This window comes from Sulfuriferula sp. (assembly GCF_054605375.1).
In genome coordinates this window covers 77,265-95,307 of sequence record NZ_JBTSEG010000001.1, presented here as the reverse complement: position 1 = coordinate 95,307, position 18,043 = coordinate 77,265, and the positions used below count along the sequence as shown (strand labels likewise).

Annotated in this window: 22 protein-coding genes and 1 tRNA gene; 12 read left to right on the top strand and 11 right to left on the bottom strand. The window is 54.0% G+C overall.

All coding sequences use genetic code 11. From position 1 onward, the window contains the following. Window positions 1-6: 6 nt before the first annotated feature. Window positions 7-315, top strand: a complete 309-nt coding sequence (locus ACYCZJ_RS00500) for a DUF3301 domain-containing protein (protein ID WP_461552260.1) — start codon at window positions 7-9, stop codon at window positions 313-315. An 85-nt stretch (window positions 316-400) separates the two neighbouring features. Here ACYCZJ_RS00500 and ACYCZJ_RS00495 read toward each other — a convergent pair whose 3' ends face one another. The 6 genes from ACYCZJ_RS00495 to msrB all read right to left on the bottom strand — a co-directional run bounded on the left by ACYCZJ_RS00495 (window position 401) and on the right by msrB (window position 4,852). After that, complete coding sequence (locus ACYCZJ_RS00495; RefSeq protein WP_461552259.1) at window positions 401-1,141, bottom strand: hypothetical protein; 741 nt, start codon at window positions 1,139-1,141, stop codon at window positions 401-403. Beyond that, window positions 1,142-1,969 carry an FTR1 family iron permease gene (locus tag ACYCZJ_RS00490; RefSeq protein ID WP_461552258.1) on the bottom strand — a complete coding sequence of 276 codons (828 nt, stop codon included), beginning with the start codon at window positions 1,967-1,969 and terminating at the stop codon, window positions 1,142-1,144. Between the two features lie 16 nt (window positions 1,970-1,985). Continuing rightward, entirely contained in the window at window positions 1,986-2,348 is a 363-nt protein-coding gene (locus tag ACYCZJ_RS00485) for a cupredoxin domain-containing protein (RefSeq protein ID WP_461552257.1), read from the bottom strand. A 318-nt stretch (window positions 2,349-2,666) separates the two neighbouring features. Then, window positions 2,667-3,620, bottom strand: coding sequence for an MBL fold metallo-hydrolase (locus ACYCZJ_RS00480; protein ID WP_461552256.1), 954 nt, complete (start codon window positions 3,618-3,620; stop codon window positions 2,667-2,669). A gap of 79 nt (window positions 3,621-3,699) precedes the next feature. After that, complete coding sequence (locus tag ACYCZJ_RS00475) at window positions 3,700-4,398, bottom strand: ferredoxin--NADP reductase (RefSeq protein WP_461552255.1); 699 nt, start codon at window positions 4,396-4,398, stop codon at window positions 3,700-3,702. 55 nt (window positions 4,399-4,453) lie between these two features. Then, complete coding sequence (gene msrB, locus ACYCZJ_RS00470) at window positions 4,454-4,852, bottom strand: peptide-methionine (R)-S-oxide reductase MsrB (RefSeq protein ID WP_461552254.1); 399 nt, start codon at window positions 4,850-4,852, stop codon at window positions 4,454-4,456. A 199-nt stretch (window positions 4,853-5,051) separates the two neighbouring features. On the opposite strand from msrB, the gene ACYCZJ_RS00465 reads away from it, so the two are divergent. The 6 genes from ACYCZJ_RS00465 (at window position 5,052) to ACYCZJ_RS00440 (ending at window position 9,654) form a co-directional block, all read left to right on the top strand. After that, window positions 5,052-5,471, top strand: coding sequence for a rubrerythrin family protein (locus ACYCZJ_RS00465; RefSeq protein WP_124704763.1), 420 nt, complete (start codon window positions 5,052-5,054; stop codon window positions 5,469-5,471). A 105-nt stretch (window positions 5,472-5,576) separates the two neighbouring features. Continuing rightward, entirely contained in the window at window positions 5,577-6,902 is a 1,326-nt protein-coding gene (locus ACYCZJ_RS00460; protein WP_461552253.1) for a heterodisulfide reductase-related iron-sulfur binding cluster, read from the top strand. Window positions 6,903-6,914: 12 nt separating this feature from the next. After that, on the top strand, window positions 6,915-7,220 hold the full coding sequence (locus ACYCZJ_RS00455; protein WP_461552252.1) for an encapsulin-associated ferritin-like protein: 306 nt from the start codon (window positions 6,915-6,917) through the stop codon (window positions 7,218-7,220). A gap of 1 nt (window position 7,221) precedes the next feature. Next, window positions 7,222-7,809 carry a DUF3501 family protein gene (locus tag ACYCZJ_RS00450; protein WP_461552251.1) on the top strand — a complete coding sequence of 196 codons (588 nt, stop codon included), beginning with the start codon at window positions 7,222-7,224 and terminating at the stop codon, window positions 7,807-7,809. A 60-nt stretch (window positions 7,810-7,869) separates the two neighbouring features. Then, complete coding sequence (locus ACYCZJ_RS00445; RefSeq protein WP_461552250.1) at window positions 7,870-9,081, top strand: class I SAM-dependent methyltransferase; 1,212 nt, start codon at window positions 7,870-7,872, stop codon at window positions 9,079-9,081. A gap of 63 nt (window positions 9,082-9,144) precedes the next feature. Further along, on the top strand, window positions 9,145-9,654 hold the full coding sequence (locus ACYCZJ_RS00440) for a CNP1-like family protein (RefSeq protein ID WP_461552249.1): 510 nt from the start codon (window positions 9,145-9,147) through the stop codon (window positions 9,652-9,654). A 9-nt stretch (window positions 9,655-9,663) separates the two neighbouring features. Here the strand turns inward: ACYCZJ_RS00440 and proB are convergent, their stop codons facing one another. The 4 genes from proB to rplU all read right to left on the bottom strand — a co-directional run bounded on the left by proB (window position 9,664) and on the right by rplU (window position 12,519). Next, entirely contained in the window at window positions 9,664-10,794 is a 1,131-nt protein-coding gene (gene proB / locus ACYCZJ_RS00435) for a glutamate 5-kinase (protein WP_461552248.1), read from the bottom strand. After that, a complete protein-coding gene (cgtA, locus tag ACYCZJ_RS00430) occupies window positions 10,791-11,870 on the bottom strand; it encodes an Obg family GTPase CgtA (protein ID WP_461552247.1) in 1,080 nt (359 codons plus the stop codon). Before cgtA ends, proB begins: the two co-directional genes overlap by 4 nt. A gap of 65 nt (window positions 11,871-11,935) precedes the next feature. Then, complete coding sequence (gene rpmA, locus ACYCZJ_RS00425) at window positions 11,936-12,196, bottom strand: 50S ribosomal protein L27 (RefSeq protein WP_461552246.1); 261 nt, start codon at window positions 12,194-12,196, stop codon at window positions 11,936-11,938. A gap of 11 nt (window positions 12,197-12,207) precedes the next feature. After that, window positions 12,208-12,519: a 50S ribosomal protein L21 gene (gene rplU / locus ACYCZJ_RS00420; protein ID WP_124704755.1), complete on the bottom strand. Its 312-nt coding sequence runs from the start codon at window positions 12,517-12,519 to the stop codon at window positions 12,208-12,210. A 131-nt stretch (window positions 12,520-12,650) separates the two neighbouring features. Here rplU and ispB point away from each other — a divergent pair, with 131 nt between their 5' ends. The 5 genes from ispB (at window position 12,651) to ACYCZJ_RS00395 (ending at window position 17,017) form a co-directional block, all read left to right on the top strand. Then, window positions 12,651-13,613: an octaprenyl diphosphate synthase gene (gene ispB, locus ACYCZJ_RS00415; RefSeq protein ID WP_461552245.1), complete on the top strand. Its 963-nt coding sequence runs from the start codon at window positions 12,651-12,653 to the stop codon at window positions 13,611-13,613. 37 nt (window positions 13,614-13,650) lie between these two features. Then, a tRNA-Pro gene (locus ACYCZJ_RS00410) sits at window positions 13,651-13,727 on the top strand. A 42-nt stretch (window positions 13,728-13,769) separates the two neighbouring features. Then, on the top strand, window positions 13,770-14,024 hold the full coding sequence (locus ACYCZJ_RS00405; RefSeq protein WP_461552244.1) for a PP0621 family protein: 255 nt from the start codon (window positions 13,770-13,772) through the stop codon (window positions 14,022-14,024). Next, the gene (locus ACYCZJ_RS00400; protein ID WP_461552243.1) at window positions 14,025-15,653 is read left to right on the top strand and encodes a sensor histidine kinase; all 1,629 of its coding nucleotides are present in this window, start codon (window positions 14,025-14,027) and stop codon (window positions 15,651-15,653) included. Further along, window positions 15,650-17,017 (top strand): sigma-54-dependent transcriptional regulator, encoded by a 1,368-nt coding sequence (locus ACYCZJ_RS00395; RefSeq protein WP_461552242.1) that lies wholly within the window; start codon window positions 15,650-15,652, stop codon window positions 17,015-17,017. Before ACYCZJ_RS00400 ends, ACYCZJ_RS00395 begins: the two co-directional genes overlap by 4 nt. A 21-nt stretch (window positions 17,018-17,038) precedes the next feature. On the opposite strand, the gene ACYCZJ_RS00390 is transcribed toward ACYCZJ_RS00395, so the two are convergent. Then, a complete protein-coding gene (locus ACYCZJ_RS00390) occupies window positions 17,039-18,040 on the bottom strand; it encodes a sodium:calcium antiporter (protein ID WP_461552241.1) in 1,002 nt (333 codons plus the stop codon). Between the last annotated feature and the right edge of the window lie 3 nt (window positions 18,041-18,043).

Here is an 18,043-nt window from a genome sequence, read left to right as displayed (position 1 = left end):
CCTGACATGATCGAGCTGGTTGTTGTGGCCGTGCTGGGCGCACTTGCCTGGTTTTGGCTGGACAGCCTGAAAACGCGTGAAATTGCCATCGCTGCTGCGAAGCGTGCATGTGACACGGATGCGGTGCAGCTGCTTGATGATACCGTGGCAATGGCCTCGATACGCCTGGCTCGCAATCCCAATGGGCAGGTGAGCCTGCGTCGTTTCTACCGCTTTGAATTCAGTGATACCGGAGATAACCGTCGCGGTGGCATGGTCCTGATGCTGGGCAGTGCGGTGGAGAATGTCCGGCTGGAAAACATGTGGATGGTTTAGGAACTGCATCCGTGTAGCTCGTCAATACCCTGTGCCGTGTTATCACTTGCCGGATCAGCCAGAGACAACACGGCGGCATCGGAAATCAGAATTCGTATTCCACCTGCATTCTGAAGGTATTGTGGGGCGTCGTTTGCGTTGTGCCAATCAGCCATGCGGCGTTGTATTTGATCGCCTCACGCACGCCTTGTCGCAACGGGATTTTGCCGAAAATGGCAGGGCCGAGTTTATGGTCCTGTTCACTGGAAGGCGACCACTTGTTCCATACGCCCATTTCACCAAAACCCTGCAGGCCGAACTCGAGTTGCTGTTTCCAGCGATATTTAGCCTGCCATTGATACTGGAATACTGTGGTAGTCGCTGCATTGCTGCCGCCGAATTTGCTTTGCAACAACAGATTGCCATTGAGTTGCAGTTTGTCGATTTGCGTCTGAAACAGGGGGCCTATCCTGAATTCGGATGGTTCCCCGTGAAGATTGAGCGGATATTCAAGTTCGGTAATCAAGCCGACGTCCACTGGGTATTTCCCGGTTTCGGTCAGCTGAAATTTATTTTCCCATTCCAGAATATTCAATCTCGGGTTCGCACCTGATTGTTCGGTTTTCAAATACACCTCGGTGAACCAGTAAGGTGTGGCGCCATATCCAAAGCCAAGAGAGCCTACCGTGGTCGTGTCTCCGGATGGTTGCCTGGCAGAACCGAATTTGAAGTCAATTTCCCTTTCGCCATGCTCGACCATAGGGGTATAAACATAATCAGCAGGTCCGGCGAAGACGGGTGCTGAAATTAAGGTGCAGAGGAAGAGTGCCAGACTGCCGTGTTTCATTTACCGATTCCTTTTTGTAGATTGAAGCTGGTGCGAGGCCCATTTCATGCCCAGCGCAATAGAAACAAGGGTAAAAACATAAAAAATCAGTTGCATACCTGCGGGCCTCGGGTCGTAACCGATCAGGCTATGGAGCAACATGCCCGGTATGGTATTCATGGGCAGCATTGCAGACGTGTCCCAGATTGGCGCGGCAAGGCTGGGTAGCAAGTCGGCCTGGATCAGGAAATGCGCTGCCTGGGAAGCCATGCCGGCAGCCAGGAGCAGTACCAGCACCCCCGTTGCGGTAAAAAACCAGCGCATTGGTATACGTAGCAGACCAGCATATAGTGCATAGCCGACGGTGATTCCTGCCAGGGCACCTGCTAATCCACCCAGTAATAGAGTGGATGCGCCCGCGCCCTGGGACGTCGAGATGCCGTACAGGAATAGCACGGTTTCAGAACCCTCGCGCAATACAGCCAATCCGACTACCACGAGCAAAATCGAGAGTTCCTGCTGGCCATCGCGAATAGCCTTGCCCACATTTTTCGCTTCTGCAGCCAGAGCCGCGCCGTGCGAAGACATCCAGATGTTGTGCCAGGCGAGCATCAGTACCGCAATACCCAATACCGATGCATTGAACAGCTCTTGCCCGATGCCGTTGACCATGCTCGCGATCACATCGGTGGATGCGGCAACCAGCGCGGATCCGGCCAAACCAGCCAGAATACCGGCACCTAGCCAGCGGTTACGGCCGGATATCGAGCGCGTTGCTGCTGCAATAATGCCGATAAGAATTGCCGCCTCAAGCACTTCACGAAACACAATAATGGCAGTTGCGAACATTGTGGTTTTCCTTGGGTTACTTGGCGACAATTACGCCTTGGGCAGTTTTTGGATTGAACTCGCCAAAAAAGCGGTAACGGCCCGGTGTGAGTGGGCCTACGTAAATTGTGGTAGTGGATTTACCGGCAATGATTTTTTCGCGGTTGAGGTCGTAGCTTTCAAATTCCTCTGGTGTGCTGTCGCGATTTTCGACCGTAAGCTTGATTTTTTGTCCTGCCGGCACGGCCAGTTCTGCCGGTTGAAAGCGATGATCCTGAATCACCAGGGTGTAGGCGCTATCTGCTGCCAAGGCTGCCTGGGCAGAAATCATGGCGGCTGTGAGGATGACAAGGGCACTGGCTTTCGAAGTGAGATCAAGTATGTTTTGTATGGCATTCATGGAGGCTCCTTATTCAGGATGGTATTTCCGTAAAATTAATGATAACCGTTCTCATTATAGTTAATAATGCTTATCAATTGCAATATATATTTCAAAGAGGCGTAAAGATGATGTCGATGCCGGCCGGCGTCGATAATGTGGAAAGCTGCGAGACGAGGTCTGGAGAGAAGCGCCAGGAGATATTTTGACGGTCACCCCTCGCGCTCATGCGCGGGGGAGAATGAGAAAGTCCTGCTCAGCGGGTCTACTGAAGATCGTCAGTTTCCCGAAGGGTCAAAACAGAAGATGTACTTAAATTGCAAATCATCGATTAATTGGTTATAAGGCTTCGATTTCGAGCACTGCCAGGCTGATATGTTTGCCTAGTTGCTCATTGAATCCTGCCCAGTTTTTGTACGCGCCGAGTTTGGCAGCCACGGCATCTTTCATCTCATAGTCACTTTTTCCTGTGTCGTACTGGCGTTTTACTTCGGTGGTAAGTGCAATCATGTAATCGCGATAGCTTTTCACCATTTTGGCGTCGGCAGTTTTGCCGTGGCCTGGCACATAATGTCTGGCTTTGACCGCCAGGGCACGATCACAGGCAACAATACTGCCTTTAAAAGTACCGTCATCCAGACGGGCAATGCGCGCATTCAGCACGTTGTCGCCGGTGAATACGACGGCATCCTGTTCCACTTCAATCATGATATCGGTTTTGCTATGCGCGTTTTCCGGGGCCAGTACATGGAATGTCAGCCCGCCGGTAGTGAAACGCTGATTTTCTGTCACGGGAACAACGGGGATCACCGCGCGCGTGCCCTTGCTGTAACCCTGAGTGAGGCGATCCATTAAGCCTATCCATGCTTCGGCCTCTCCAGCCTGGGCTTTGCGGATCATTTCCGGGTGCGCCATGAACTGGGCTTTGGGATAGGCTTCAAGAAAGGCTTGATTACCCAGCCAGTGATCACCGTGTATGTGCGTATTTAGCACATGCGTAACCGGTTTGCTGGTGAGTTTGCGTATTTGACGCAACACCATGCGCCCCGTCTCCAGGCTGGAGCCCGGATCGATCACCACCACGCCACTATCGGTGATCACAAAACCGGGGTTGTTCATGAAGCCCTGGTTGGCCACGGATGGTTCGCCCAGTGGTCCGTGGATGACATAGGTGTGTGCTGCAATCTTGTCGGCAGGATAGTCGCGCACCGGATTTTCCATTGCATCGGCTGCGGAAAATGGCAGAAAAAGCAGAGGTACGCATACTCGACACAGGGCTTGAACTATTTTCATGACGATCTCCTCGGGCAGTTGTCAGTACAAAACTTGTACTGCAATGCCATCTATTGAATCAATATAGTAATAGTACGCGCTACCACCACTTTTCGAAAATGATACGGCTGGCCGGTACGGCGAGGCCTTCCAGTACGCCGCTTACATCCTCCACCATGCCAGGTGGCCCGCACAAATAGTAAAGCGTATCGTCACTCATGCCGGCGTTTTTGAGTAGCTCGGCATCGGTGCGACCGGTGCGCCCCTGCCATGAACTGTCAGGCTGTGTAATGGTGACCAGGCTGTGCAGATTGGTGTGATGCCGGGTAATTTCTTCAATTTCGCTACGGAACAGGAATTCGTCCGGGCTAGGGATGCTATATACCAGCGTGGCCTGGGTATCGGGTACCGCATCGGCAATGTAGCGAAATATGCTGATAAGCGGCGTGACACCCACGCCAGCGCCAACCAGTACCAAGCGCTGACTCATTTCGGGCTGGTACAGGAACACGCCCTGTCCTCCGGAAATACGAACGCTATCACCAACTTCAGCCTGTTCGTGCAGCCAGCGTGTGACAGGATGGCGAGTACTGGATTTGATGGCGAGTTCGAGGCTGTGGGTGTGTACGGGCGACGATGTCATGGAATAACCGCCGACTTGGCTAACGCCTTCAATATCGACGTACAGGTCTATCCATTGGCCGGCGAAGAAGTGAAATGACGGCTTATCCACGCCAAGACGGAACGATTTAACGCTCGGAGTTTCCTGCTGAATGTGAGTAATGATTGCGTTAAACAAGGTTGTCCCCGACTGGCTATTTTGATTATGGTCGCATAGTTTGCTGTGTTCATCGTCACTTCTTCGCCTCGAAATCAAGCGAAGCTGAATTGATGCAGTAACGCAATCCGGTCGGCTGTGGGCCATCTTCAAATATGTGCCCCAAGTGGCTGCCACAATGGCGGCAGTGCACTTCGGTGCGTGCCATCAGCAGGCTGTTATCCTGGCTGCTTTCCACCGCGGAGGCGAGGTGTGGTTGCCAGAAACTCGGCCAGCCAGTGCCGGAATCGAATTTCGTATCCGCGTCGAATAAAGCCTCGCCGCAGCACGCACAACGGTAGACCCCCGGGTCTTTGAGATTCCAGTATTTTCCAGTGAAGGCCCGCTCTGTGCCATGCTCGCGGCAGATGTGGTACTGCTCGGGTGTGAGCTTTTCACGCAAAGCCTGTTCATCCAGTATTAATTTATCAGTCATGGTCATTTCCTTGGCAGTACGGAATTATGACTGTATATGAGGGACTAAACACAGGAAATCAAATTTCACGATTTTGACATTGACATCGTAGCCCATTGTGATCTATATTCTGTTTACAGTTTAGATTTAGTCTAATCTGTTGGATGCTTGTATATTGTATCGCTTCGCGTTATCTGTTCGTTACATGAGGAGAATTACCATGCAACTCAAAGGTTCAAAAACTGAAACAAGTCTGAAAGAGGCGTTTGCCGGTGAATCTCAAGCCAACCGTCGTTACTTGTATTTCGCAGCAAAAGCAGACGTGGAAGGCCAAAACGACGTGGCTGCAGTGTTCCGTTCTACTGCTGAGGGTGAAACAGGCCACGCGCACGGCCATCTGGAGTACCTGGAGGCCTGCGGTGACCCGGCTACCGGACTGCCTATCGGCGCTAGCCGCGACAATCTGAAAGCATCTGTCGCCGGTGAAACACACGAATACACAGATATGTATCCAGGCATGGCGAAAACCGCGCGTGAAGAAGGTTTTGATGAAATTGCTGACTGGTTTGAAACACTGGCCAAAGCCGAGCGTTCGCATGCCGGCCGTTTCCAGAAAGCGCTGGACGCACTTGTAGACTAAAAGTCTGACCATTGCGAATTAGCGCAATTGTACTGCGGGTTGTGGTGGCTGCATGCTCACCGCGACTCGCAGGTTTAAATCCCATTTTGCATTCAGAGAACAAAAATGACCGTGCGAGAAGGCAATCTACAAGCTCCTACCCGGCATCCGCTGGATTGGCAAAACCCCGAATTTTATAATGAAGCGGCACTGTTCCACGAAATGGAACGCGTATTCGATTTGTGCCATGGCTGCCGCCGCTGCGTGTCGTTGTGTACAGCCTTCCCGACGCTATTTGATCTGGTGGATGAATCGTCCACGCTGGAAGTGGATGGTGTTAACAAACAGGATTACTGGAAGGTGGTCGATCAATGCTACCTGTGTGATCTGTGTTACATGACCAAATGCCCCTATGTGCCACCGCATCCATGGAACCTGGATTTCCCCCACACCATGTTGCGAGCCAAGGCGGTCAAGTTCAAGCAAGGTGAAACAAAATTCCGCGACAAGCTGCTCTCCAGCACGGATGCCATGGGAAAGCTGGCTTCCATCCCGGTGGTAGTGCAGGTTGTCAATGCGGTGATGAACAACACTACCGCACGCAAACTCATGGATGCCCAGTTGGGCATCCACAGAGATCAGGTATTGCCGAAATACGACAGCGCCAAATTTCGCAGTACCGCGCATCCCAACAATAGTTTTACCAGCCGTGAGGGCGCTCAGACGCCAGGCAAAGTAGCCATATACGCCACCTGTTATGTGAACTATAACGAACCAGGTATCGGTCATGATTTGTTGAAAATTCTGGCGCATAACGAAATTCCCAGCGTGCTGGTAGAAAAAGAATCCTGCTGCGGGATGCCTAAACTGGAACTGGGTGATCTGGAAACCGTGGAAAAGCACAAGAATGTGAATATTCCGCACTTGGCCAAACTGGCGCGCGCGGGCTATGCCATTCTCACCGCCGTCCCGTCATGCACGCTGATGTATAAACAGGAACTGCCGCTGATGTTCCCCGATGACGCAGATGTGCAGGCGGTGAAGGCGGCGATGTGGGATCCGTTCGAGTACTTGATGGCACGCCAGGCAGATGGTTTGCTCAAGACCGATTTCGTCAAGCCGCTGGGCAAGGTTGCCTACCATGTGCCTTGCCACCAACGCGTGCAGAATATCGGCAATAAGACCCGCGACAGTCTGAAACTGGCGGGTGCTGAAGTTACCATGGTGGAGCGCTGCTCCGGCCATGATGGTACATGGGGGGTGAAAACAGAATTTTATCCGAATGCAGCGAAAATTGGCCGCCCGGTATTCAAGCAGATGGCAGCTGCCGATCCGGACTACATCAGTTCGGATTGCGCCATTGCCGCAAGCCATATTCAGCACGGCATGGGTGAGAGCCGCGCACAGAAGGCACACCCCATCACCTTGATGCGTATCGCCTACGGACTATAAGGAGCACAGTACATGAGCAGTGAAGGTTACCATGAGCCAATCGACAAACTGTCCTCTGCGACTCAGGATATGCATCGCGCCATCGTCTCGCTGATGGAGGAGCTGGAGGCGGTCGACTGGTACAACCAGCGCGTTGATGCCTGCACCGACCCTGAACTCAAGGCTATCCTCGAACATAACCGGGACGAGGAAAAAGAGCACGCGGTGATGGTGCTGGAATGGATACGCCGACAAGACCCTGTACTTGATCATGAGTTGAGCAAAACTTTATTCAAAAAAGGCCGTATCGCCGGCCAGCATGCACACGAGGAAAAATGAAATGGGACAGATTACCCGAGACAGCTTGATGACGCTGGAAGCCTACGCCAAAGCACGCCCCGCACTGCGAGCGCAGACCATCGAGCACAAAAAAAATCGCCGGGTTCAACTGGGCGAAAATGTGGCGTTGATGTTCGAGGATGAACTCACTCTGCGGTACCAGATTCAGGAAATGTTGCGGGTGGAAAAAACCTTTCTAGAGGAAGGTATTCAGGATGAGCTCAATGCCTATACTCCGCTGGTGCCGGACGGCAACAACTGGAAAGCGACGATGCTCATCGAATACCCCGATGTGGATGAGCGCCGCGTGATGCTCGCCAGGCTCAAAGGGGTAGAAGACAAGGTCTATGTTCAGGTAGCAGGTCACGCTCGCGTTTACGCTATTGCTGATGAAGATATGGAGCGTGAAAACGAGGAAAAAACCTCCTCGGTGCATTTTTTGCGATTTGATCTGCAATCCGGGATGGCCGTATCGCTCAAGGCCGGTGCAACACTGGCGATGGGTGTAGACCATCCCGCCTATGCTGCACATATGGATGCGGTGCCCGAGGCGACGCGCACATCTCTGATAAAGGATTTGGCTATTTAGTTTTCGGGGCGGGCTTAAAGCCAAAATACTGCAGGCTTGATTGAAGATGAGGAGAATATCGTGCTCGACAACATGATGATCAATCGTTTTAAATCCGGCTTGGGTGGTCAACCTTTACCTTTATCTATCCGCTTCTGGAATGGCGAAATCTTGCGCTTAGGGGAGCGCGATAGTGTTCGATTATCGCTAAACTCCTCCCGCGCAGCAGCCTCATTATCCCAGCCTACACTGGGCAAGTTCGCACGTTGTTATGTCGAAGGCGAAATTGATCTGGAAGGTGATATCCACGAAATCCTCAATCTGGGTGAAAGACTCTGTGCTGAGGGTGAATGCCTGGCGCAGGACAAGAAAGGCAGTCATGCATGGAAATGGTGGCGCCATACCCATACGCGAGACCGCAAGAACATCAGCTATCACTACGACGTTTCCAACGATTTCTATGCGCTGTGGCTGGATCAGAAACGCGTCTATTCCTGCGCCTATTTTCGCCATCCAGACGATACCCTTGAAGCCGCCCAGGAAGCCAAGCTCGACCATATCTGCAAAAAACTGATGCTGCAGCCTGGCGACAGCCTGCTCGATATTGGCTGTGGCTGGGGCGGCCTGGTGTTGTGGGCGGCGCAACATTATGGAGTTCACGCGGTCGGCATTACGCTTTCCCAGAATCAGCATGATTACGTACAAGAGCAAATCAAGGCATATGGTCTGGAAGGCAAAGTGGAAGTGCGTCTGATGGATTATCGCGATGTACCACCGGACACGCAATTCGACAAGATTGCCAGCGTGGGGATGTTTGAACACGTGGGGCGCGGTAATCTGGATACTTATTTCCACAAGATATTCAGCCTGCTCAAACCCGGCGGTTTGGTGATGAATCATGGCATTACTGCAGCGGGTCTGGATACCAGCGGACTGAGTAACGGCATCTCTGAATTCATTGACGATTATGTGTTTCCCGGCGGTGAGCTGGTGCATGCCGCGCGGGTCATAGAGTCGCTGGCGCGCAGCGGCCTGGAATGCCTGGATGCGGAAAACTTGCGCCCCCACTATGCGCGTACGCTATGGCAATGGGTGCACCGGCTTGAGCAATGCAGTGGCGAGGCACGGCGCCTGATCGGCGAGCGGAAATATCGTATCTGGCGGATCTACATGGCGGGTTCGGCACACGCTTTTGATCGGGGCTGGATGGCACTGTTTCAGGTGCTTGCTGGTAAACCCCTTGCCAATGGCGGCTTGTCGTATCCGTTTACACGTGACCACGTTTACGCATGATGCATCTTGAATGAGACAACCTGGCTCTGCGGTGTATCATGCGACTTTTTGTGATGGATAATCATGCGTCAACTTGTATCGCTTGTATTGCTTGGAATGCTCATTGCACCCACATTGGGGCATGCGTGGGGGCTGGACTTTGACAGGGATTTTGATGAGCAGAAAAAGCCGTGGGAAGAAGTGAAAGCCCAGTTGCCTCCCTACCCTAAAGACGAAAACCTGCAGGAGTTCTATGTAAGCGGCATCGCCGGGAATCATTATTTTGTGGACAAGACCACGCTGGAGACGGACAAAGACGGCGTGGTGCGGTATGTATTGGTCATCAAGACGCGAGGTGGTGCGACCAACGTAAGTTTCGAGGGGATTCGCTGTGCCAACCGTGAACGAAAAATATACGCGATTGGTCACTCGAATGGCATCTGGTCTCGTGCCCGTGATAGCACATGGCAAACAATCGCCTCAGCTTCCTTGCTGTCTTATCACCGCGCGCTTGCCGATGAATACCTGTGTCCACAAGGCGAGATGGTGGATAGTGCCAAAGAAGCACTCAGGAAAATGCAGCAGCCTGCTTAGTAATGAATCTCATGACGGTTTCTTAAGCAGGACCAGATTGTCGCGATGAATGAGTTCAGGTTCGTCAATGTAGCCTAGCACCGCTTCAATTTGGGTACTCGGCAAGTGCAGAATCTTGCGTGCTTCACTGGCAGCGTAATTTGCCAGGCCGCGCGCGATTTGCTCGCCCTCCGGCGACATGCAGGCGACGACTTCGCCACGCGCGAAGTCACCCTCGACGTGAATCACGCCAATCGGCAGCAGGCTTTTTCCATCCTGTATTAATGCCTTGACTGCGCCTGCATCCAGGGTCAGTTTGCCGCGTACCAGAAGGTGGTCGGCAAGCCAGGTTTTTCTCGATGACAATGGGGTCTGGGTGGCTACCAGTTGCGTGCCGATTGCTTCGCCGTTTGCCAAGCGCACCAATACATCCGTTTCGCGTCCGCTGGCAATAATCGTGTGCGCACCACTGTGGGCAGCACGTTTGGCGGCCAGGATTTTGGTCAGCATTCCACCGCGGCTGATGGCGCTGCCGGCACCGCCCGCCATTTTTTCCAGTGCCGGATCGCCAGCGTGTGCCTCGCCGACCAGTGTGGCATCCGGATTGTTGCGCGGATCGGCGGTGTACAGACCTGCCTGATCAGTCAGAATGACCAGCACATCCGCTTCTATCAAATTGGCTACCAGTGCGGCCAGGGTGTCGTTGTCGCCAAAGCGGATTTCGTCGGTGGCAACTGTATCGTTTTCATTGATGATCGGGATAACCTTCAATGCCAACAGGGTACGCAAGGTGGAGAGCGCATTCAGATAGCGGGTACGGTCGGCCAGGTCGTCATGGGTAAGCAGAATCTGTGCGGTATGCAAAGCGTGACTGCGAAAGCTGCTTTCATAGGCTTGTACCAATCCCATTTGCCCTACTGCCGCCGCCGCCTGCAACTCGTGAACGGCGCTGGGGCGGGCTTTCCATCCCAGGCGCTGCATGCCTTCCGCGACTGCGCCGCTCGACACCAGCACCACTTCCTTGCCCATCTTGGTAAGTTGCGCAATCTGTGCCGACCAGTTGGCCAGCGCGGCATGGTCGAGTCCGCGTCCGTCGTTGGTGACCAGTGCGCTGCCGACCTTGACGACCAGACGGCGGGCGGATTGCAGTACCGGTTTCATGATGTCGGGTCGTAAGTCTGCGGAGCGGGTTCGGTGGCCTGGTGTGCGGTCGCTTCTTCAGCTTCGCGGGCGGCAATGAGATGGGCCATGATGGCGTAGGTGAGGGCCTTGCAACCGTCTCCAGTAAGCGCTGAAATGCTGAACACTTCGCCTTCCCAACCATAATCCCGGACGAAATCCGCGATCTTGCTCGCGCGTTCGGTTTCATCGAGCATGTCGGTTTTGTTGAGTACCAGCCAACGCGGCTTGTCATAGAGCGACTCGTCATATTTGCGCAGTTCGCCCACAATGGCGCGGGCTTCGTAAACGGGGTCGGTACCCGCATCCATGGGGGCGATATCCACCAGATGCAGCAATAAACGGGTGCGTGCAAGGTGGCGCAAAAAGCGATGACCCAGCCCGGCGCCATCGGCGGCGCCTTCGATCAGGCCCGGAATGTCGGCGATAACAAAACTTTTGTCGATGTCTACACGGACTACACCCAGATTGGGCGCCAGCGTGGTGAAGGGATAGTCGGCGACTTTCGGACGTGCAGCGGAAACGGCGCGAATAAAGGTCGATTTTCCTGCATTGGGCATGCCCAGCAGGCCAACGTCGGCCAATACTTTCAGCTCCAGTTTGAGTTCATGCTCTTCGCCCTGCTCGCCACGAGTGAATTGGCGCGGCGCGCGGTTGGTGCTGGTTTTGAAGTGTAGGTTGCCGAGGCCGCCTTTGCCGCCTTTGGCGATGACGGCACGCTGACCATCGTGAGCCAGATCCACCAGCACTTCGTTGGTGGCCAGGTTGGTAATCACGGTGCCCACCGGCATGCGCAGGATAATATCGTCGGAGCCTTTGCCATTGCAATCTGCGCCCCGTCCGCCTTCACCCGGACGGGCTCGAAAGGCGCGCGTATAACGAAAATCCACCAGCGTATTGATGTTGCGATCGGCGACCGCGATGATGCTGCCTCCGCGACCACCGTCGCCGCCATCCGGGCCGCCGCGCGGTATGAATTTTTCGCGCCGGAACGAGGCCGAGCCGTTCCCGCCGTTGCCGGCGAAGACTTCGATTTTTGCCTCGTCTATGAATTTCATCTACACATACCAAAAGTAAAAAAGCCCTATCCGCAGATAGGGCTTAAAGTATCGCCAGGGTAAGCTTATGCCGCTGGGACGATGTTAACCATCCTGCGTTTAAGCGCGCCCTTGATGACAAATTGAACCACGCCATTCGTTGTTGCAAACAGGGTGTGGTCCTTGCCCATACCCACGTTTTCGCCAGCATGAAACTGCGTGCCGCGCTGGCGCACAATGATATTGCCAGCCAAAACTTCCTGGCCGCCGTAAAGTTTCACACCCAGGCGTTTGGAATGTGAGTCGCGGCCGTTACGGGAACTACCGCCTGCTTTTTTGTGTGCCATGGTTTATCTCCTTATGCCGAAATGCCACTGATCTGGATTTCAGTGTAATTTTGGCGATGACCTTGATGCTTTTGGTAATGCTTGCGGCGACGCATCTTGAAAATGCGGATTTTCTCGCCGCGGCCATGCGAAATAATGGTCGCAGTGACCTTGGCACCGTCAACCAACGGCGCGCCGACTTTGATGTTGTCGCCTTCGGCAACCATAAACACCTGATCCAGCACGATTTCGCTGCCAACGTCCGCGGTGATCTGTTCTACTTTAAGTTTTTCGCCGGCGACGACACGATACTGCTTGCCGCCGGTTTTTATGACCGCATACATGGTGAGCTCCAAACATCTAAACTAGAGGAAGCGCGGAATTATATAGAAATCAACAGACAAGGTCAAACCGTCCTTGACACAACTATGCGTGTCTCCCTACCATTCAACTCTTTTTTGCGATTCTTTAAACCATGCAGGCAATTCAAGCGTTTTTGGCAGATGATATGCGTAGCGTGGATGCGGTGATCCGCGCACGCCTGCATTCTGAAGTGGTGCTGGTCAGTCAGGTCAGTGAATATATCATCAATAGCGGTGGCAAGCGCCTGCGTCCGGCACTTGTATTGCTCTCCGCTGGTGCGTTTGATTATCGGGGCACGCATCAGCACGAACTCGCAGCAGTGGTCGAATTCATCCACACTGCAACCTTGCTGCACGATGATGTGGTGGACGAATCGACTCTGCGGCGCGGACGGGAGACTGCCAATACCCTGTTTGGTAACGCAGCGAGCGTACTGGTAGGGGATTTTCTCTATTCGCGCGCATTCCAGATGATGGTGACGGTGAATAACATGCGGATCATGGAAGTGTTATCCGATGCCACCAATATCATTGCTGAGGGTGAGGTATTGCAACTGATGAACTGCAATGACGCGGATATCCACGAAGACGATTATTTGCGGATAATTCGTTACAAAACGGCGAAGCTGTTTGAAGCGGCAGCCCGCCTGGGCGCAATTATTGGCGGTGCTGAACGCGCTGCCGAGGATGCCATGGCTGCCTACGGAATGCATCTTGGTACGGCTTTTCAACTGATTGATGACGTGCTTGATTATTCGGGAAATCATGCAGAAATAGGCAAGAATATCGGCGATGATCTGGCCGAAGGCAAGCCTACCCTGCCTTTGCTGTATCTGATGAGACACGGCACACCCGAACAGGCAAGTATGGTGCGCCGTGCCATTGAGGAAGGTGGTCGAGCCGAATTCCAAACCATATTGGCAGCGATTGGCAGCAGTGGTGCGCTCGATTACACGCGCCGTCAGGCAACGCGCGAAGCCGAGATTGCGTGCGCGGCCATTTCCGGTTTGCCGGATTCTCAATACAAATCGAGTCTGTTAAAATTGGTCGACTTTGCTGTCAACCGTGATTATTGAATTTGCCCGGTTGAGTTTTTTACACCGCAAGTCAATTCGGGGTGTAGCTTAGCCTGGTAGAGCGCTACGTTCGGGACGTAGAGGCCGGAGGTTCGAATCCTCTCACCCCGACCAGTTAAGCTGAGTACCCTATCCTCTGCCAAGTATGCAGCCAGCATGGAAGTGCTGGATTTTCTGGAGATCGCGTTGGCAAAAGTACTGTTGTTGTTGATTATCGGTGGCGTGATTTACTGGGTGATCAAATCCTCCGCCCGGAGCAACAGCCTGAAAGATATCCCTCCCAGAAACAAACCACCTGAAGATATGGTACGTTGCGTGCATTGCGGCGTGAACTTGCCGCGGAGTGAGGCAGTGCTATCGCGTGGTGAGTTTTTTTGCGGAAATGAACATCGTCAGCTGCATCAATCCTGAGTGAATCAATACGCGAGCAACCCATTGGGGCCGATTGCTGACAGCGTAACCTCTTCTCCGGTCGTCCAGCCGGACAGCTACTGGCGCACGCTGCATTATCTGAATTTGTACCGGCTGACACTCGGTGGCGTGTTCCTGGTCGTGAGTCTGCTGTCTTCCGAGCAGCCGCTGCTTGGCCAGGAGAATCCTGCATTATTTTTTCTCTATAACATTATCTATCTTGGCTTGGCTGCACTTGCCATCGTTACCATCAGCTTGCGTAAACCGCGTTTCGAGTGGCAGGTCAGTTTTCAGATATTGACCGATATCACGCTGATCGTCCTGATGATGTCAGTGAGTGGCGGTGTGCGCAGTGGTTTGGGTCTGCTGCTGATGGTATCGCTGGTATCCAGCGGTCTGATCAGTCGCGGCAGGCTGGTCTTGTTGCATGCCGCACTGGCAACCGTGGCGGTATTGGTTGCCCATACCTTCGGCGTGCTGGATTACCATCAGGCTGTTGGGGACTATTCCCAGGCCGGCTTGCTCGGCGTGGCATTTTTCACTACAGCCTGGGTTGCACATGTACTGACCAAACGCAGCCATGTCAGCGAGCAACTGGCGGCCGAGCGTGCGGAAGACCTGGAAAACATGGCGCAGATCAACCAGCTGGTGATCGAAGATATGCAGGACGGCGTCATCGTGCTCGACGGTGAGGGCAATATACGCCAGGCTAACCGTCAAGCGGTGCGCATACTCGATCTGGCAGGCGCACCTGGCGAAGGTGTGGGGCAGCCGTTGGTCAGTGTGGTGCCCGCATTGGTGGACTGCCTGGAACAGTGGCGTAAAAATTCGCAGGCAAGCTTTGCCGCCTTGACCGTCGGGTCCAGCAGTGCGGAGTGCCAGCCACGTTTCATTGCGGTAGGTGACAAGCGTGTGATGGGCGCAGTATTGGTGCTGGAAGATCTGAGCAGGGTGCATCAACAGGCCCAGCAGATCAAGCTGGCTGCCTTGGGCCGGCTCACCGCGAATATTGCACACGAGATACGCAACCCGTTGTCTTCGATCAGCCATGCTGCGCAGATTCTGCAGGAGGATGCGAGTGAAGACAAAACCCATATACGACTGCTAGAGATCATCCATGACAATACCCGGCGTATCGACCGCCTGGTTGGTGACGTGCTGGCGCTTAACCGGCGTGACCGTGTGCAACCGGAGACGATTATTCTGGACAGTTATCTGTCTATTTTTGTGGAGGAATTCAGTCTGGCCGAAAATATCCCGCCGGGCAGCATTCGCCTGAATGTCGATCAGGGTGGCCGCGCGTGTTTTGATCGCGGCCATCTCAATCAGGTGTTGTGGAATCTGTGCCGCAACGGCTGGCGGTATTCGCGCAAACAGGCGGGTAGCATTGAGTTGTGGGTAGACGTGTTGAATACACGGGTGGACTTGCATATCGTCGATGATGGTGCAGGCATTCCTGCGGAAAACATGAGCAAGCTATTCGAGCCATTTTTTACGACGGACAGCCTGGGCACCGGATTGGGGCTGTATATTTCGCGTGAACTGTGCGAAGCAAATCGCGCCAGCCTGAATTATGTTGCGGACAAGGCAGGCGGACATTTCAAGATCAGCTGCAGGGAGGGGACGTGATTAAGAATAAAGATAATGCGGGACGGACTGGGCAGGCAAGCGTACTGATTGTAGATGATGAGGCGGATATTCTTGAATTGCTGGAATTGACGTTGCTGCGCATGGGGCTGGATGTAGAGCGTGCAATGTGTGTGCAGGAAGCAATCGCAAAGCTCAAGCAGGGCGATTTCAGCTTGTGTCTGACCGACATGCGCCTGCCCGATGGCGAGGGCTTGGAAGTGGTGCGCTATATCGGTGAGCAGCGGCCGGAAATTCCGGTTGCCGTGATTACGGCGCACGGCAATACGGAAAACGCGGTGGCAGCACTCAAGGCAGGCGCATTCGACTACATCAATAAACCGGTGACGCTGGAACAATTGCGCGCGCTGGTCAAATCAGCCCTCAAGCTACCCGAACGTCATGCAGCGCCGCCAGCTTCGGAACGTGCGTTGATCGGGACTTCTCACGCCATGCAGCAGGCGCGCGAACTGATCGAAAAGCTGGCGCGCACCCAGGCGCCGGTGTATATCACCGGCGAATCCGGTAGTGGCAAGGAACTCGCCGCACGGCTCATCCACGAACAGGGTGTGCGGGCGGACAAGGCATTCGTGCCGGTCAACTGCGGTGCGATTCCCGAGAATCTGATGGAATCGGAATTTTTCGGTTACAAAAAAGGCGCTTTTACCGGAGCGGAAGCGGATCGCGACGGTTTTTTTCAGGCTGCCAATGGGGGGACTCTGTTTCTCGACGAAGTGGCCGATTTGCCATTGCAAATGCAGGTCAAATTGCTGCGCGTGATCCAGGAAAAAAAAGTGCGCAAGGTCGGCAGCACATTGGAAGAGCCTGTGGATGTGCGCGTCATCAGCGCCACCCACCAGAGTCTTGCGCGCTGTGTGGAGGAAGGCCGTTTCCGCCAGGATTTGTACTATCGGTTGAATGTGATCGAGCTGAAAATGCCGCCGTTACGTGAAATGCGTGAAGATGTGGCGGAAATCGCCGGCACCTTGCTGGCACGCCTGGCGCAGGCGGCTGACATGGCTGTACCTGCGCTCGATAAAGAAGCCGGCAAAGCGCTGTCGCAATACGATTTCCCGGGCAACGTGCGGGAACTGGAGAACATTCTGGAGCGTGCGCTGGCGCTGTCTGGTGGCGGCAGGATTGATGCAATGGATTTGCAACTTACCCCCGCACAGGAGGAGGGAGCGCAGGAGGCATTGCAGGCAGGCGCGAAATGGCCGTTGCAGGATTACCTGGACAAACTGGAGCGCGAAGCCATTCAGGAGGCACTGGAAAAAACCCGTTATAACAAGACCGCTGCCGCCAAGCTGCTGGGGATCACATTCCGCGCTTTGCGTTACCGGCTGGAACGGCTGGGGATAGAATAGTCCGGTATATTTGGGGCCTGTTTATCCCAATGCGATCGCAAGATAAGTTGCGTACAGCGCGCCGTTTACCAATAAATGCCAGACCCGTAGCTGGCCTCGAGCGATCATCAGGCGCAGCCAGGCAGCAGCAATCAACGTGATGATGACGCCGGCAAGCACTTCTTTTTGAGGTATCCATGGGGTCAATGCAATGCCGATGGCGGGCAGCAATGTACCCTGGAATACCATTGCACCGGTTACGTTCCCGAAGGCAAGGGTATCCTTGTGTTTGCGAATCCACAGTATGCTGTTGACCTTTTCCGGCAATTCGGTGGCCAGTGGTACGATCATCAGCGATAGTAACAGGGCGGAGATACCCAGTATCGGTGCAGCGATTTCGATGCCGTGGATAAAGCCTTCTGCGCCTGCCACCAGCAGTCCCAGGCCAAGCGCCAGTTGAATCAGGATGGTGAGCAGGGTGGTGGGGATGCCGAGCTTCGACAGGAACATGGGCTTACCTGCTTCGGTGACGTGACCATCCTGCACCAACGCAGCCGAGGCGCGCAAGGTCATCATCACGTAAACAAAATAGATCAATACCATGATGACGGAGAACAGGAAACGAATTTGGCCCGAGTCATGCGGGATGAACAGCGCCACGCAGGACAGCCCGAATGCGCCCAGGAAAAAATTCATGTCGCGTTTGAGTCCGCTGCGTTCCGGCGTGAAATGCCCCCGCAAGCCGCGTTTTTTGATTACTGCCAGGCTAATCAGAAACATGGTCAGGGTAGACAGCATGAGCGGTGCACCGAGAATCGCGCCGACGCCGATTTCCTGGTTGATCTGGACATTCTGTGTGCCGGCGAAAATCGCCAGCAACGGCACCATGGTTTCCGGCAACGCTGTGCCTACTGCGGCAAATATCGAGCCGGTAACACCCTCGGAGATTTTCAGTTTTTCGCCCAGGTGTTCAAGCGCGTTCACGAAAACTTCCGCAGCGATCAGAATGAGGAGCAGGAAACCCAATAATTCCAGCCAAAGCATGTC

Bases quoted from the DNA above. Each gene is read 5' to 3' on its own strand.
- ACYCZJ_RS00455 (WP_461552252.1), top strand. From the start codon at position 6,915: ATGAGCAGTGAAGGTTACCATGAGCCAATCGACAAACTGTCCTCTGCG.
- ACYCZJ_RS00490 (WP_461552258.1), bottom strand. From the start codon at position 1,969: ATGTTCGCAACTGCCATTATTGTGTTTCGTGAAGTGCTTGAGGCGGCA.
- ACYCZJ_RS00460 (WP_461552253.1), top strand. From the start codon at position 5,577: ATGACCGTGCGAGAAGGCAATCTACAAGCTCCTACCCGGCATCCGCTG.
- rpmA (WP_461552246.1), bottom strand. From the start codon at position 12,196: ATGGCACACAAAAAAGCAGGCGGTAGTTCCCGTAACGGCCGCGACTCA.
- cgtA (WP_461552247.1), bottom strand. From the start codon at position 11,870: ATGAAATTCATAGACGAGGCAAAAATCGAAGTCTTCGCCGGCAACGGC.
- ACYCZJ_RS00390 (WP_461552241.1), bottom strand. From the start codon at position 18,040: ATGCTTTGGCTGGAATTATTGGGTTTCCTGCTCCTCATTCTGATCGCT.
- rplU (WP_124704755.1), bottom strand. From the start codon at position 12,519: ATGTATGCGGTCATAAAAACCGGCGGCAAGCAGTATCGTGTCGTCGCC.
- ACYCZJ_RS00485 (WP_461552257.1), bottom strand. From the start codon at position 2,348: ATGAATGCCATACAAAACATACTTGATCTCACTTCGAAAGCCAGTGCC.
- ACYCZJ_RS00405 (WP_461552244.1), top strand. From the start codon at position 13,770: ATGGAAGTGCTGGATTTTCTGGAGATCGCGTTGGCAAAAGTACTGTTG.
- ACYCZJ_RS00450 (WP_461552251.1), top strand. From the start codon at position 7,222: ATGGGACAGATTACCCGAGACAGCTTGATGACGCTGGAAGCCTACGCC.
- proB (WP_461552248.1), bottom strand. From the start codon at position 10,794: ATGAAACCGGTACTGCAATCCGCCCGCCGTCTGGTCGTCAAGGTCGGC.
- ispB (WP_461552245.1), top strand. From the start codon at position 12,651: ATGCAGGCAATTCAAGCGTTTTTGGCAGATGATATGCGTAGCGTGGAT.
- msrB (WP_461552254.1), bottom strand. From the start codon at position 4,852: ATGACTGATAAATTAATACTGGATGAACAGGCTTTGCGTGAAAAGCTC.
- ACYCZJ_RS00465 (WP_124704763.1), top strand. From the start codon at position 5,052: ATGCAACTCAAAGGTTCAAAAACTGAAACAAGTCTGAAAGAGGCGTTT.
- ACYCZJ_RS00440 (WP_461552249.1), top strand. From the start codon at position 9,145: ATGCGTCAACTTGTATCGCTTGTATTGCTTGGAATGCTCATTGCACCC.
- ACYCZJ_RS00495 (WP_461552259.1), bottom strand. From the start codon at position 1,141: ATGAAACACGGCAGTCTGGCACTCTTCCTCTGCACCTTAATTTCAGCA.
- ACYCZJ_RS00500 (WP_461552260.1), top strand. From the start codon at position 7: ATGATCGAGCTGGTTGTTGTGGCCGTGCTGGGCGCACTTGCCTGGTTT.
- ACYCZJ_RS00480 (WP_461552256.1), bottom strand. From the start codon at position 3,620: ATGAAAATAGTTCAAGCCCTGTGTCGAGTATGCGTACCTCTGCTTTTT.